We start from the raw sequence: 14819 nt of genomic DNA on the forward strand, positions 1-14819 counted from the left end.
TCGGGTGCATCTGTTGTCGCTCCAGCGACAACAGATGCACCCGGACGGGCTGGCGCCGTCCTCGGGTGGGTCAGGCCGGGGTGGCGGGGCGGAGCAGGGTGGCGCCCACCGCCCGGGCGGCCTCGGTCCACGGGGCCGGGCGCATGGTGGCCGGATCGAGCCGGACGATCGCCCGGCGGCCCTCGGCGTGCAGGGTGTGGCCGTCGACCGAGCGGAACTGGTACGCGTACTCGGCGCTGGTGGTGCCGAAGTGCTCCAGCCAGAAGTGCACGGCCACCGGCCCGGTGCCGACGATCGGGGCGCGGTAGGTGATGGTGAACTCGCGGACCGCGTGGAAGACGTCGGGCGGGGTGTCCCGGCTACCCCGGTAGGCCACCCCCCGCTCGGCCCAGTACGGGGTGAGCGCCCGTTCCAGCAGCACGGCGTACCGGGCGTTGTGCAGGATGCCCATGGCGTCGAGGTCGTCGAAGTGCACCGGGACGTGCTCGACGTGACCGAACTCGACGGTGGGCTGGTCGGCGATGGCGTGACTCATGACGGGCCTTCCGGTAGCAGGGTGGGATCGGGGCACAGGGCCCGCAGGCGGATCAGCAGGCCGTGGCGGGCGTGCCGGTAGGCGGCGTCGGGGTCGAGCAGCCGGGAGTGCATCGCGGCGCTCATCCCGAGCGCGTCGATCTCGTACGCCAGTTGCGCGACGTCGGTGTCGGCGGCCAGTTCGCCGGCGTCGACCGCCTGCTGGACGAGCTCTTCGAGGAACGCGGTCCAGCGGGCGAACGCGTCGGCGAGCCGCTCCCGGACCGGGCCGGGGCGGGCGTTGTACTCGAACTGGGTGTTGGCGAAGAAGCAGCCGCCGGGGAGCACCCGGGCGGCGTAGAAGTCGATCCGGGCCTCGTGCAGCGCCAGCAGGCGGCGTACGCCCCGCGGGGCGTGCAGCGCGGGGGCCACGATCCGCTCCCGCCACTGCTCCACCGCCCGGTCGATGGCGGCGAGCTGGAGCGCCTCCTTCGACCGCCAGTGCGCGAAGAGGCCCGACTTGCTCACCCCGAGGGTGTCGGCGAGCTGGGCCAGGCTGAGCCCGTGCAGTCCGGCCTCGGTGGCCAGCACCACTGCCGCGTCCAGCGCCGCGGTGCGGGTCCGGTCGCCCCGGGCGACCCGTCCGTCGACTGTCATGCCGGTCAGCGTACGAAAGAAGCACGACCGGTCGTATAGTTTTCTGGGGTGACGGTGGTCACGGGAACGACGCCGCCCCGCCGTCGATCGACGGCGGGGCGGCGGAGGTGCGGAAACGTCAGGCGATGATCGTGTCGAGGGCGATCTCCACCATCTCGCTGAAGGTCTGCTCGCGCTCGGCGGAGGTGGTCTTCTCGCCGGTCTTGATGTGGTCGCTGACCGTGAGCACGGTCAGCGCGCGGGCCTTGAACCGGGCCGCGATCGTGTAGAGCGCCGCGGACTCCATCTCCACCGCGAGCACGCCGTAGTCGGCCAGGGTGTCGTAGAGGTCCGGCCGGTCGGTGTAGAAGGCGTCCGCGGCCAGGATCGGCCCGACCCGCATGGTGATGCCGCGCCGCTCGGCCACCTCGACGGAGGTACGCAGCAGCCCGAAGTCGGCCACCGGGGCGTAGTCGATCAGCCCGTCGAAGCGCATCCGGTTCATGTTCGAGTCGGTGGACGAGCCGATCGCCGCGATCACGTCGCGCAGCCGGAGGTCCTCGCTCAACGCGCCGCACGAGCCGACCCGGATCAGCGTCTTCACGCCGTACTCGTTGACCAGCTCGTGGGCGTAGATCGAGGCCGACGGCATGCCCATGCCGGAGCCCTGGACGGACACCTCCACGCCGTTCCAGCGGCCGGTGAAGCCCAGCATGCCCCGGACCGTCGAGTAGCACGTGGCGTCCTCGAGGTAGGTCTCCGCGATCCACTTGGCCCGCAGCGGGTCGCCCGGCATCAGGACCCGCTCGGCGATCTCTCCCGGCTTCGCGCCGATGTGCGTACTCATGGCGAAGATCCTGCCAGGCCGCCGGCCGGCATACCGGTTCGGCGTCCGAACCCGGGGTCCTGTACCCTACTCGGCGGTGGTGTGTCCGAGTGGCCTAAGGAGCACGCCTCGAAAGCGTGTGAGGGTGCAAGCCCTCCGCGGGTTCAAATCCCGCCGCCACCGCTCGTGAACAGCGAGAACGCCCGGTCGATCCGCGAGGATCGCACCGGGCGTTCCGCTTGTCGGCGGTCAGAGCTTCCGGCCCTGCGCGTCGCGGGCGATGATGCCGTCCAGGGGTACGCCGGGGGCCAGCCGCTGCGGGTCGAACCAGAAGATCACCACCCGCGGGTCCTCGCTCCACCTCGCCAGCCGGGCGTCGACCTGCCGGCCCTTCACCGTGCCGACGATCCGGCTCGCCGGCCCGACGAAGTACCCGAAGGTGGGCATCGGGGGACCGTCCGCGCCGGCTCCGTAGGAGTCATAGCCGATCTGGTGGAATCCCGGCCGCCGGTCGCTGCCCTCGACGTCGTTGGCCAGGAAGTCCGAGGTCAGCGTGCCGTCGGCGGCGCGCCGGCCGGCGACCAGGCCGATCGTCACCCGGGGTTCGTGGGGCAGGTCGACGGCGACGAAGTAGAAGACCCGCGCGTCGGTGCCGTACCGGATCCCGCTGTCCACCACGTCACCGAGCGGGACCGGTCGCGGCTCCACCGGGGTCGGCGCGGGCTCCGTCGAGGGGCGGCCGGCCGGCGCGGTGACGGCCGGCGCGGCCGACCGCTCGGGTTCCGGCGGGGCGGCCTGCCGCACGGTGACCGTGACGCCCGCGACCACCGCGAGCAGCACCGCCGCCGCGCCGGTGCCGGCGAGCCGCCGGCGGTGCCGCAGGCGGCGACCCTCGCGCATGATCGTGGTCAGGTCGAGCGGGTCGTGCCCGGTCCGTTCGGTCGCCCGCATCGCCTGCCGGAGCTGGTCCACCTCGTTCATCGGCCCGCCCCGTGGGTCGCCGGGGTGCCAACCTTGCGCAGCTTCTCCAGGGCCCGGGAACTCGTGCTCTTCACCGTCCCGAGCGAGACGTCGAGTTCGTGGGCCACCTGGGCCTCCGGCAGGTCGAAGTAGTAGCGCAGCACGACGATGGCGCGCTCGCGCGGGCTGAGCGTGCCGAGGATGGCGAGCAGCCAGCGCCGGGTGGCGACCTCCTCGGCGACGTCGCCCCGACGCTGCTCCGGCAGGTCCGCGCTGGGGTACTCGCGGATCGGCCGGCGCCAGCTGTCGACCAGGTGGTTGACCATCACGGTCCGCGCGTACCCGTAGGCGTCCCGGTCCCGTACCCGCGACCACGAGGCGTACGTGCGCACCAGGGCGGTCTGCGCCGCGTCCTCGGCCTGGTGGTGGTCGCCGGTGATCAGGAAGGCGGCGTGCACCAGCCGCCCGGACGCCGACCGGGCGAACTCGACGAACTCCGCGTCACCCCGCGCCATGCCGGCCCCGCCCGCGTCGCCCGCCGTTCGCGCATCCCACGACGGACAGGACGAGTGGGGCCGGCGAAAGGTTGAGTCCGCACGAGATCAACTTTCCGGCCCGATCACCCGTCCTCCCCGCTACGCACCACCGGCGACCGGCGCTGCGTGGCGAGGGGAGACGCATGACGACGAAGACTACGGGGCGGGCCCGGGCGGCCGGCGCGGCGCTGCTGCTGGGCGTGCTGCTGGCCGGTTGCGGGCTGCCGGCGGCCGGGCAGCCGCCCGCCCCGGCCGCTCCACCCGCCCCGGCCGTCCAGACCGGGACCGCCGCGCCGCCACCGGTGACCGTCCGGCCGACGGCCGCCGCCGTCAGCTACCCGGCCGACGGCGGCAACCGGTGGTACGGCGCCGCCGGCGAAACCCCGGCGCCGGGCGGGACCGGCCGGCTGCGGCGCTACCGGGTGGCGGTGGAGCGGGACATCCGTGGCATCCCGGTGGCTGAGTTCGCCGGGGAGGTGACCCGCACGCTGAACGACCCGCGGGGGTGGACCGCGGGCGGGGCCCTGCGGCTGCGCCGGGTCGGCTGGGGCCAGCCCGCCGACTTCACCATCTACCTGGTCACTCCCGGCACCCGGGACGAGCTGTGCGGGGACGTGCCGGACGGCTACACCTCCTGCCGCAACGGCGGCCGGGTGGTGCTCAACGTGGCCCGCTGGGTGAAGGGGGTGCCGCGCTACGGCGCGAGCCTCGCCAGCTACCGGCAGTACATGGTCAACCACGAGGTCGGGCACCGGCTCGGCATGGGGCACGAGCGGTGCCCCGGTCGCGGCCGGCCGGCGCCGGTGATGCAGCAGCAGACGCTGGGCCTGCACGGCTGCACCGCGAACGCCTGGCCGTACCTCGACGGGAAGCGCTACACGGGCCCGTCCGGGGCGTACGACGACGCGATCCCGCTGCGCGAGCGCGGCCGGACGGGCTGACCGGGCCCGTGGTGAGACGCGAGAACGCCCGGCCGGTCCGTGCGGACCGACCGGGCGCTTCCGGTGTACGCGGTGGGCGGGCCGCACCGGCCCGAGGGTCAGCCGCCCGCGGCCGCGTCCCGCCGGCCCACCTGGTACGCCGCATCCCTCGCGTCAGTCTCCAGCAGCACGGTGAGCGGGCCGGCCGGCAGGTCGCACGTGACACTGCCCTGGGCCGCGGCGTCGGCACCGCACTCCCACCAGCCGGCGCTGTTGAAGACCGTCAGCCGGGCGCGTCCGCTGCCGGACGTGCGGGCCCAGGTGAGGGCCTCCCGGGCGGCGTGCTGGTCGGCCGGGATCGAGTAGCAGACCGCGAACCGGTCCGGCCCGGTGGCCACGACGCTGCCGGTCGCGTCTGTCGGCAGCACCGGGCAGGCCGGCCCGTCGGTGCGGGTGAAGCCCAGCACGTAGTCCAGGCTGGTGACCCAGTCCCGGCCGGTGAGCAGCACGGAGTACGGCGCCGGGCCGGTCAGTTCGCAGTTGTACCGGTTCAGCGGGGAGAAGTCGCACTCCGGCTCGCCGTTGGCGTCCACCACCCGGATGTCCGGGGTGGCCGGCCAGGTCGCGTCGACCGGCAGCAGCAGGCCGAGGTGTGCACCAGCGGGGGTGGGCAACTGGAGGCAGTTGACCTGACCGGAGGTCTGGATCCGGCCGCGGTGCGGCGCGTCCCGCCAGCCGGTGTCGCCGATCGGCGTGCATCCGGCCGGTCGGAGCGGCAGCAGCGAGACCTCGATCTCGACGTCGACGGCCACCAGCGCGTCGGTGGCGAGCAGCGTGTACCGGCCCGTGGGCAGCTGACACCGGATCTCGGCGCAGAGGGTGCGGCCGGCGGTGTCGAGAACCCGGGCGTACGACCGCAGGTTCTCCCCGTGCAGCGCCTTCACCCGGTACTCACCGGTGGACGGGATGTCCAGGATCCGGCACGGGATGGTGCTCGGGGCTCCGGAGGGCGGCGCGTTGTACGCCCCGGGGCGGACCGTCGGGCAGCCGACCGGGTCGGAGATCCGGCGCAGAGTCATCGGGTACGTCTCGCCGGCGTTGCCGGAGTTCCATACGCTCCGGTGCGACAGGACCCGGTAGGTGCCGTCGGCCGGGACCACGCAGCCCACCTCGTTCGACGAGCTGGTGCACGTCCGGGCGCCGCTCTGGTCGACCAGCCAGTACGTGCCGGCGACGGACGCCAGGATGCGGTCCCCGGCTCTGCCCTGGAACGGCTGGCAGTTGGTCTGCACCGGCGAGGTCTGCCGCACCTGCTGGACCGGCTGGTCCCAGGCGAGGTTGTCGCTGGCCGGTGCGCATCCGTCGAGCCGGTCGAGCGGGGTGACCGCCACCTCGTAGTTCAACTCGCCGCCCAGCGGGTTACCGACCACCAGGGTGTACGCGCCGGCGGCGGGCAGGGTGCAGTATCGCTCGTCGGACGTGGAGCAGATTTCCTGTCCGGTGTTGTCGAGCATCGTCCACCCGAACGTCCCGTCGAGGCTCGCGGCGCGTACCAGGACCGGCCGGGGCGTGCCGGTGGTCAGGGTGTGGCAGGTGATGTCGTCCGGCTGCATCGAGCCACTGCCGACCGCGGCGCCGGGGTCGCCGAACGGCGCCAGCGGCAGGGCCGTACAGCCGGCCGGGTCCGACAACCGCCGCATCCTGATCGGGTAGGTGCTCTCCGTGCCGTAGGTCTCCCAGGTCAGCAGCCGGTACGGCCCGGGCCGGCCGAGCCGGCAGTCACCGCCGCCGTACGGGAACTCGCAGATGGGCTGGTGCTGGCCGTCCAGGATCCGGCCGCGGATGTCGGTGGGCCCGCCGGGTACGGCCATCCGCACCAGCGCGTTCAGCGGCTGGTCGAACTCGTGGCACTGCGCCGCGGCGCCGGCGGGGAGCGTCCGGGTGACCCCCGGCGATCCGAAGTGGAACAGCTCCGCCGGGAGGCGCTCGCAGGTCGACGGGGTGCGGGTCGACTCGACGGCGATGGTGTAGTCGCCGCGCCCGGTGGGATACGACAGGGTCAGTGCGATCGTGTACGTGCCGGCGGCGCCGAGCTGGCAGCTGCCCGCATCGATCCCGAACCGGCAGACGTCGCGGCCGGCGGCGTCGGTGACCCGCGCGTTCACGTGGTCCGGGCCGGCGGTGCTGCGGCCGAGCTGGGTGAGCAGCACGTCCTGGTCGGCGGTGGTGGTGACCCGCCAGCGGTGTTCCTGCTGGTCGACGATCGACGGGCAGGTCTCGACCTCGCCGAAGGCCAGCTCGCCACCGCAGGTGGCGGCGCGGCTGTTCCACGGTCGCTGGCTCACCTTGGCCGTCCGGGTACGGGTCGGCTCCGCCGTCGGCTCGACGGCCGGGGCCGGCGTGGGCGTCGGGGCGGCGGCCGGGCTCGACGCGGTCGGCGCCGGAGCGACGGCGCTGCTGGCGGCCGGTGACCCGGCTCCGGTGGACGCGGTTCCGATGGACGACGTGGCGGTGGTCGCGGCCGGTGTCGTCCCGCCGGGACTCGCGGCGGACGGCCCGACCAGGAACGCCGGGACGGTCAGCACGGCCGTGGCGACCAGCGCGAGCCGTGGGATTCTCCTGCCGGTTCGGTCGTCCGGGCAGGCGGGCAGGGTTGCTCTCAAGCCAAACTCCCCCATGAAATGCCACGCGACGGCTGCGCGGGCGTGGAGATGATTCCACGGAGGATGATCTTCGGCAATCCGTCGGTCATCCGGGTAGCGCAGGCGTTTCAGCCGGTCGTCCTGCCCTCCGCGACCGGCTCGGTCGTCGGGCCCACCGGCTCGGTCGCCGCGGCATCAGGCCGGCCCGCCGGCTCGGTCGCCGCCTGGTGGGGGACCGGCTCCGGCCCGGTCGCGAAGTGCTCCAGCAGTTCCCGGTGCACGAAGATGTAGCCGTCGCCGACCTGGCGCAGGAAAAGGCACTGCACCGCGTGGCCGAGGAAGGGCAGCACCGGGTACGGCACCACCTGTCGCCGGTGCAGTCGCCGGCGGACCAGCCACTGCTCCGCGATCGGGGTCAGCGCCACCAGCGACAGCACCACCAGCATCACGCCGACGCCGAGCAGCGCCCCGAACCGGAACGCGTCGGCGACGCCGCCGCCCGGCATGGTGACGGCGGCCGCGACGAGAGCGCCGGTGGTCGCCCCGAGTGGCAGCAGTCGACGGAGGACGAAGCGGAGCCGGTGGCGCAGCAGTGGGCTGGGCACCTCGTGCCGGTCCGCGGCGAGCGAGGGCCGGCGCTCGAAGAGCAGCATCTCGGCGCTGTCCATGGCGACGAAGGTGACGAAGGCGGCGAGGAAGAAGCCGCTGCCGTAGCCGATGCCCGCGGTCCAGGGGGCATCCGGATCGCCGGCCACGGCGGAGAGGACCCCGACGGCGGTGGAGAGCCCTGCGATGGTGGCCACGGTGGATCGTTCGAAGCGCACCGCGTAAACAATGCTCAGCATCGAACCCACCAACCAGCTGAAACCGCCCAGGTCCTCGCGCTCCCGGCGCAGCGCGTAGACCAGCAGTCGCAGGTCCAGGTAGTGCGTGGCGTACAGGATTACCGCCAGGACCACCATGCCGCCGGCGGCGAACCGGCCCGGTGGGTCGGACAGCCACCACGCGATGACGCCCAGCACCGCGCCCACCACGACGAGGTTGGCGAACCGGGCGAGCAGCGACGCGACGGCGACCCGGCCGCGCCGCGGCGACCAGGTCTCGTCGATCAGGTCGAGCACGAAGACGGTCTGCCCGCGGTCCCGCAGTTCGCGGGCGAGGGTGGTCAGCCAGGCGGTGATCCGCGCGGGCGGGTAGTGCGGGTGCGGCCGCCGGTGCAGCATCGTCTCGACGTACCGGGCGAAGAGCCGTTGTCGTCCGGAGCCGGGCGCGTCCGGTAGGGACGCCGCGCCGTCGGCGTACGCGAGAGCCATGATGCTGAGCAGCAGCGGCGAGTCCGCCAGGTCCCACAGCTCCGGGTCGGCGGCGAGCGCGGCCCGCAGCCCGGCCAGCTCGGTCGCCTCGACGTACCGCTCGATCTGCGCCCGGTCCAGCGGCTGGATGGTGACCGTGCCGTAGACCGGCAGCGGGGTGCCGAGCCGGTCGTACTCGGCGCTGCGGCAGCAGACGGCCAGCGGGGTGAGCGGCTGGCCGGCGTGGAAGTCGGCGATGGCCCGGGCGCACGCGTCCCGGTGCTCCCCGGTCACCTCGTCCAGGCCGTCGAGCAGGGGCAGGATCTCACCGGCGTCGACCCAGGCCGACCCCTGCTCGGGTGGGATGCCGTACCGCTCGGTGAGCTGTTCGACCAGCCAGCGGGCGAGCGGCCGGCGGTGGGTGGCCCAGGAGGCGAGGTTGAGCACCACCGGGATCGGCGCCTCCGGGTCGGCCTCGGCCCGGTCCAGCAGGTCCCGGGCGAGTTCCAGCAGCGTCGTCGTCTTGCCGGCGCCCGGCGCGCCGAGGATCACAACCGCCCGGTCGAGCCGGTCGAAGAGCGCCGCCATGGACGTCCGCGCGTCGAGGACGCCGTCGAACCCGTTCCGGTGGCTGGCCCGTACCGTCCACGGGTGTCGGCGGTCGTCGGCGGTCGCGGTGACGCCCAGCTCGATCCGGATCTCCTCGTGCAGCGACCGGTCCAGCACGCTGGTCACCCAGTAGCGCCGTACCCGTTCCAGCAGCACCCGGCGGGCCCGCGCGGCCCCGGCCGGCGCCGCCCCGCGCGGCTCGCGCGCCCCGAGGACCTCCACCGCGACCAGGACCAGCACCAGGAGGATGAGCAGGGGCCAGGCCAGCCACAGGTACGGCGACCACCCCTCCGGCAACGCCCCGGTAGCGACATTGGTGACGACCCCCACCAACGCCAGGCAGATCACCGACAGGACAACCCTGCTCACCCCACGCATGCGTCGTCTCTACCGTCCGCCGGCCGGCCACACAATGGTGATCATGAGGTTGGCGGCGATGTCGATCTCTTCGACCGCCGTCAACCTCATGATCAACCCGCGTGGCCCAGAGGGCGGGTGGGTGGGTGGGTGGGTGGGTCAGCAGGGGGCGTGGCCTTCGGTGAAGAGGCGTTGGGCCCAGTCGGCGTAGCCGGTGATTATCTTGCGGACCGTCCGGCCGTCGTGCAGGAAGAGGTACGCGCGGTCGCCGCGGCGGGCGAGCAGCCCGTCGAACCGGTACGTCCCCTGTGGAGCGCGCAGCCGGGTGGCCGCCGGGTAGTGGGCCCGGACCCGCTCGACCGGGGTGCCGACGGTGATGCCGTCGGGGGTGCGTACCGGGTCGCCGAGCCAGAGCAGCACCAGCCGGTCCTCGACGAACACCGGGCTGACCGTCTCGTGCCCGGCCAGCGTCGGGCCGCAGGCCACCACATCGGTACGCAGGATGCCCCGCCGGGTCAGCTCGCTCTCGGTGTCGCCGAACTCGATGTCGGGCAACCCGTCCAAGCCGACGACCTGCAGCGTGCCCGCCGGCCGCCCGGTGACCGGCGCATGTGGATGGACGCCGCTGCCCGCCACGGAGGCAGCCGTCATCAGCGCCGCGATAAAGGCGAATTGTCGCAATTTCATGGAATCCCCCGGGTCTCCAACGGGCCCGGGGCGTTCAGGTTGCTGCTATCCGGAAGATTGCCGCTCCTCCCACTCCTCGGCCAGCTCGTCCCAGTAGTCGGCGCTCAGCCGGCGGCGCCCGTGCGCCAGCCAACCCTCGGTGCTCCGCTCCACGTGCAGCCCCAGTTCGGCGAACGGGTCGATCCACGCGCCGGGCTCCGCGCCCAGCCGGGCCAGCGCCGCGTTGAGCGGCCACTGCGCGCGGGGCCCGTCGAAGACGGTGTCGACCCGCGGACCCCAGCTCAGCGTGCCACCGAGCCAGACCGCCGCCGACTGGTAACCGGCGCCCCCGGCGAACTCCGCCTCCAGGTAGGCCACCGGCCCCTGCCGCGACCAGCGCGCCAGCACCTCCCGCAGCGCCGGCGAGAGCACCAGCTGGAAGGGGTGCTCGGCGTCGCGTTCGGCGACCGAGAAGTCCGGCAGCGCGCCGGTCAGTTCCTCCACCAGTTGCGGCGTGACCGGCAGCAGCGCGAAGTCCTGGCGCAACTCGCCGAGGACCGCGTGGTCCAGCTCGGCGGTCTGCTCACCGAGCAACGCCGCGTCCGCCACCACGGCGCTGAGCTGGTAACTCATCCGCATCCTCCGGCATCCACAGGCTGTGGATGGAACATGTGTACGACGGATCCGCACCCGGGCGCGCAGCGCGGGCCGGCGACGTGTCGGTGCCTCGGGACATCATCGACCCGGCGGTCCGCCGACGCGTAACCGGCGGCCGGATGGCGATCACGACCCTGCCGCGGGCCCGGTGTTGCGGAAGGTGCGGCGGTAGGCGTCCGGCGGTACGCCGACCGTGCGGTTGAAGTGCCGGCGCAGGGTCGTGGCGGTGCCCATGCCAGCCGCCTCGGCGATGGCGTCGATGCTGTCCTCGGTGTTCTCCAGCAGCTCCTGGGCCCGGCGGATCCGCTGCGTCGCCAGCCACTGCAGCGGGGTGGTGCCGGTTGCCGACCGGAAGTGCCGGGCCAGGTTGCGCGAACTCATGTTCGCCTGGCGGGCCAGGTCCTCCACCGTCAGCGGCAGGTTCAACCGTTCCATCGCCCAGGGGAGGAGGTTGGCCAGGGGATGGTCGTCGCGGGCGGGCACCGGGGTGGTGACGAACTGGGCCTGACCGCCGGCGCGGTGCGGTGGCACGACCAGGCGGCGGGCGACGGCGTTGGCGACCGTCGAGCCGTGGTCGCGGCGGATCAGGTGCAGGCACAGGTCGATCGCGGCGGCCTTGCCGGCCGAGGCGAGCACGTTGCCGTTGTCCACGTAGAGCACGTCCGGGTCGACCCGCACCCGGGGATAGCGGGCGGCCAGTGCCTCGGTGTGGGCCCAGTGCGTGGTCGCCCGCAGCCCGTCCAGCACCCCGGCGGCGGCCAGCACGAACGCGCCCGTGCACAGCGAGACCAGCCGGGCGCCCGCCCGGTGGGCCGCGCGGACGGCGTCGACCAGGCCGGGTGGTAGGTCCGCGTCGATGTCCGCGATCGACGGGACGATCACGGTGTCGGCGCGGGCGAGCCGGTCCAACCCGTCGTCGGGTTCCATCCGGAACCTGCCGATCCGGACCGGGCCCGGACCGCACACCACCAGCTCGTACCACGGGTCGGCCAGGCCCGAGGGGTCGCGGACGAAGACCTCGCACGCCATGGCGAGCTCGAAGTGCAGCATCCCGTCGGTGGCGGCGAGCGCGACAGTGGTCATGTCCGAAACTGTACGGGGCATGGCGTTCCAGACACTGGTCGGGGTCGGCCGCCGCTGAGAGGCTCTCCTCATTCGATCTTCGGAGAGGAAACAGCTCATGGGTACGGGTCAGACCGTGGCGGTGTTCGGGGCGTACGGGCACACCGGGCGCTTCGTGGTGTCGGAGTTGCGCGACCGCGGGTTCGTCCCGCTCCTCCTCGGCCGCGACGCGGACAAGCTCCAGGCGGTGGCGTCCGGGCTCGAATACCGGGTGGCCTCGGTCGACGATCCGGCCTCGCTCGACCGGGCGTTGACCGGCGCGGCAGCGGTCGTCAACTGCGCCGGCCCGTTCGCCTCCACCGCGGGCCCCGTGATCGAGGCCGCGCTGCGCGCCCGGATCCCGTACGTGGACGTGGCGGCCGAGATCGAGGCCAACGTCGACACCTTCACGCACTTCGCCGACCGGGCCCGGGCCGCTGGCGTCGCGGTGATCCCGGCGATGGCGTTCTACGGCGGGCTCGGCGACCTGCTGGTCACCACGGCGATGGGTGACTGGACGGCGGCCGACGAGGCGCACGTCGCGTACGGCCTGAGCAGCTGGCACCCGACGGCCGGGACCGTCGCCTCCGGCACGGTCTCGCGCGACCGGCGCGACGGCCGACGGGTCCGCTACACCGGTGGGCGGCTGGAGTACTACGTCGCCGAGAGCGACCTGCCGACCCTGGAGTGGGAGTTCCCCGCTCCGCTGGGCCGCCGGAGCGTCCTCGGCGAGTTCACCATGGCCGACGTCGTCACCGTCCCCAGCCACCTGGCCATCCCCGAGGTGACCACGTACATGACCACCGGCGCGGCCGCGGACCTGGCCGCCCCGGACGCGTCCGCACCGACCGCTGTCGACGACCTCGGCCGCTCGGCGCAGACGTTCACCGTCGACGTCGTGGTGCGCTCCGGCGACACGCGTCGCCGGGTGGTCGCCAGCGGGCAGGACATCTACGCGATCAGCGCGCCGCTGGCGGTCGAGGCGGTCCAGCGCATCCTCGACGGCCGGACGCGGACGAGCGGCGTCGCCTCCGCCGGCGAGATCTTCGACGCGCCCGACTTCCTCCGCGCCCTCTCCGCGCACATCTCCGTCGAACAGGTCCAGGAGTCCCGGGCGCCGCAGCCCGTCTGATCGCCCGGCAACCGGTCCCGCAGCTCGCCGTCTCCAGCCGGCGGGATCCGGCAGGCGCACTTAGACTGCCGCTCCGGCTGCGGCGAAGCAGCCCGTACCGCGCCGAAGGGCCGGTCCCCATGCGAGGGGGACCGGCCCTTCGGCGACGTTCCGGCGCCCGCTGCGGCTGGTGCGGCGCGCCGGCCGGGGCCCGGACGCGACCCGGCCAGCCTCACAGTCAGAACAGTGGGCCGCCGCTCTGCGGCCCGGCGATCCGGAGCCCGTACCGCATGTGCCAGGTGAACTCGGTGCGCATGGTCTGGCCGCTCCACGAGGTGTTCTCCGGAGTGAGCGCGCCGGGCGAGCCGGGGAGCGGGACGCCGTGGAACGGGACGAGGGACCCGGCCTCGTATCCCGGGAAGTCGCCGCTCACCTCCTCGCCGACGGACCCGACGAGGGCGTCGAGCCCGCCGGTGCCGTCGAGGTTCAGCAGGGCGACGGAGGAGCCGAACCGGTCGCCGCGCTCGGCGGTGTCCGGCACGACGGCGTGGTTCTGGTCGAACCCCTGCGCCCCGGTCCCGGTCAGCCCGGTGGCGGAGCCCTTGAGCAGGGTGACCATGCCCGCCTCCGCCTGCGAGCCGATGCTCTCGCCGGGGGCGCCGATCAGCACGTCCGCCTTGCCGTCGCGGGTCACGTCGCCGATCGCGAGCGACCCACCGAAGCGGTCGTCGTTCTCGGGGTCGCCCGGCACTCCGGCCGTGCGCTGGGTGATGATCCGCACCGCGCCGGCCGACAGGCCCCCGGTGCGGCCGGTGAAGACCGCGACGAGCCCGCCGTTGAGGTGCGGGGTCTGGGCGCCCGGTGCCCCGGCGACGACCTCGCCCAGCCCGTCGCCGTTCACGTCGCCGATCGCGAGCACCTCGCCCAGGAGCCAGGGGATGACGTCGCTGTCGCCGGTCGCGGGGCCGGCGGCCGCACCGGTGACCGAGGTGGCGCCGGTGGACGACACCCCTGCCGGCCCGCCCCACATCAGGGTGACCATGCCGGTGCCGTCCCAGGACGCGCCGTTGTTCTCCAGGGGGGCGCCGATGACCAGGTCCTGGTACCGGTTGCCGTCCACCTTCCCGATCGCCAGCGAGTAGCCGAAGTAGTCGTTGCTCTCGGCCGCGCCGGGCACCGCGGCCAGGTCCTGCTGGAGGTGCTGGGCGCCGGTGGCCGCGAGGCCGGTCGATCCGCCGAAGAGGATGGTGACCGCGCCGGCGTACGCCTTGCTCCCGACCGACTCCCCGTACGCGCCGATCGCGAGGTCGTCGCGGGCGTCGCCGTTGATGTCACCGGCCGCCAGCGCGGCACCGAACCAGTCGTAGTTCTCCGCGGTGTCGGGAATCCCCGGCGAACTCTGGTTGATGTGGATCGCCGAGTCCACCACCAGGCCGGCCCTGCTGCCCGGGATGACCCAGACCCCGCCGGCGTGGGCCCTGTTCCCGCGGTCCACCTCCTCCGGGACGCCGATCGCCAGGTCGTCGTAGCGGTCGCCGTCGAAGTCCCCCGCCACCAGGGCCTGGCCGAAGCAGACGCAGCCACCTTCGGTCAACGGCACGATGCCGATCAGGTAGTCGACCTGCGGTGCGGACGAGTAGCGCACGGAGACAATACCTGTCGGGCTGTCGGCCAGGTTGTAGTTGAGCGGGTCACTCATTGCCGCCACGTCGTCGACGCCGTCGCCGTCGAAGTCGGATCGGGTGCCGCCGAACCCCCGCATCGGGGTGGTCGGCTTCGCCACCCGGTGGTGTAGGAGGTCGAAGCCGTCCCGGGTGATGGTCCGGATGTCCTCCGCGGCGCGCGCCGGGACACCGAATGGCAGACCGGCCAGAACGGCCAGCACGGACACGCTCGCGATGCTTCGTCGCACCAGAACCCCCGCTCGTGATGGATGCCCCGACACCGTAGAGGCGCGGGTCGATCGCGGGAACCGGGCGAACGGGCAGGACGG

The 14819-nt window shown here is 73.5% G+C and carries 13 protein-coding genes and 1 tRNA gene; 3 read left to right on the top strand and 11 right to left on the bottom strand.

What is annotated here, in order from left to right; genetic code table 11:
* Positions 1-70 precede the first annotated feature (70 nt).
* The 3 genes from Q3W71_RS18170 to deoD all read right to left on the bottom strand — a co-directional run bounded on the left by Q3W71_RS18170 (position 71) and on the right by deoD (position 1996).
* Positions 71-535 carry a thioesterase family protein gene (locus tag Q3W71_RS18170; RefSeq protein WP_302920541.1) on the bottom strand — a complete coding sequence of 155 codons (465 nt, stop codon included), beginning with the start codon at positions 533-535 and terminating at the stop codon, positions 71-73.
* The gene (locus Q3W71_RS18175) at positions 532-1170 is read right to left on the bottom strand and encodes a TetR/AcrR family transcriptional regulator (RefSeq protein WP_302920542.1); all 639 of its coding nucleotides are present in this window, start codon (positions 1168-1170) and stop codon (positions 532-534) included. Before Q3W71_RS18175 ends, Q3W71_RS18170 begins: the two co-directional genes overlap by 4 nt.
* Positions 1171-1288: 118 nt before the next feature.
* Positions 1289-1996, bottom strand: coding sequence for a purine-nucleoside phosphorylase (deoD, locus tag Q3W71_RS18180; RefSeq protein WP_109899018.1), 708 nt, complete (start codon positions 1994-1996; stop codon positions 1289-1291).
* Between the two features lie 75 nt (positions 1997-2071).
* Here deoD and Q3W71_RS18185 point away from each other — a divergent pair.
* Positions 2072-2158 (top strand) — tRNA-Ser (locus Q3W71_RS18185).
* Positions 2159-2224: 66 nt separating this feature from the next.
* Here Q3W71_RS18185 and Q3W71_RS18190 read toward each other — a convergent pair.
* Together Q3W71_RS18190 and Q3W71_RS18195 are read right to left on the bottom strand one after the other, a co-directional pair.
* Complete coding sequence (locus Q3W71_RS18190; protein WP_302920543.1) at positions 2225-2956, bottom strand: hypothetical protein; 732 nt, start codon at positions 2954-2956, stop codon at positions 2225-2227.
* Complete coding sequence (locus tag Q3W71_RS18195; protein WP_302920544.1) at positions 2953-3450, bottom strand: SigE family RNA polymerase sigma factor; 498 nt, start codon at positions 3448-3450, stop codon at positions 2953-2955. Before Q3W71_RS18195 ends, Q3W71_RS18190 begins: the two co-directional genes overlap by 4 nt.
* Before the next feature lie 164 nt (positions 3451-3614).
* Between Q3W71_RS18195 and Q3W71_RS18200 the strand changes: the two genes are divergently transcribed.
* Positions 3615-4412: a DUF3152 domain-containing protein gene (locus Q3W71_RS18200; RefSeq protein ID WP_302920545.1), complete on the top strand. Its 798-nt coding sequence runs from the start codon at positions 3615-3617 to the stop codon at positions 4410-4412.
* A 98-nt stretch (positions 4413-4510) separates the two neighbouring features.
* Here Q3W71_RS18200 and Q3W71_RS18205 read toward each other — a convergent pair whose 3' ends face one another.
* From Q3W71_RS18205 to Q3W71_RS18225, 5 genes are all read right to left on the bottom strand, one after another.
* On the bottom strand, positions 4511-7054 hold the full coding sequence (locus Q3W71_RS18205) for a hypothetical protein (RefSeq protein WP_302920546.1): 2544 nt from the start codon (positions 7052-7054) through the stop codon (positions 4511-4513).
* Positions 7055-7161: 107 nt separating this feature from the next.
* Positions 7162-9303: an NACHT domain-containing NTPase gene (locus Q3W71_RS18210; protein ID WP_302920547.1), complete on the bottom strand. Its 2142-nt coding sequence runs from the start codon at positions 9301-9303 to the stop codon at positions 7162-7164.
* 147 nt (positions 9304-9450) lie between these two features.
* Complete coding sequence (locus Q3W71_RS18215; RefSeq protein WP_302920548.1) at positions 9451-9942, bottom strand: hypothetical protein; 492 nt, start codon at positions 9940-9942, stop codon at positions 9451-9453.
* An 81-nt stretch (positions 9943-10023) separates the two neighbouring features.
* On the bottom strand, positions 10024-10590 hold the full coding sequence (locus tag Q3W71_RS18220) for a hypothetical protein (RefSeq protein WP_302920549.1): 567 nt from the start codon (positions 10588-10590) through the stop codon (positions 10024-10026).
* 150 nt (positions 10591-10740) lie between these two features.
* On the bottom strand, positions 10741-11697 hold the full coding sequence (locus Q3W71_RS18225; protein WP_302920550.1) for a helix-turn-helix domain-containing protein: 957 nt from the start codon (positions 11695-11697) through the stop codon (positions 10741-10743).
* A gap of 97 nt (positions 11698-11794) precedes the next feature.
* Here Q3W71_RS18225 and Q3W71_RS18230 point away from each other — a divergent pair, with 97 nt between their 5' ends.
* A complete protein-coding gene (locus tag Q3W71_RS18230; protein ID WP_302920551.1) occupies positions 11795-12847 on the top strand; it encodes a trans-acting enoyl reductase family protein in 1053 nt (350 codons plus the stop codon).
* Positions 12848-13064: 217 nt separating this feature from the next.
* Here the strand turns inward: Q3W71_RS18230 and Q3W71_RS18235 are convergent, their stop codons facing one another.
* Entirely contained in the window at positions 13065-14717 is a 1653-nt protein-coding gene (locus Q3W71_RS18235) for a hypothetical protein (protein WP_302920552.1), read from the bottom strand.
* Positions 14718-14819: the final 102 nt, after the last annotated feature.

Source organism: Micromonospora sp. C28SCA-DRY-2 (assembly GCF_030519475.1).
GTDB lineage: Bacteria > Actinomycetota > Actinomycetes > Mycobacteriales > Micromonosporaceae > Micromonospora.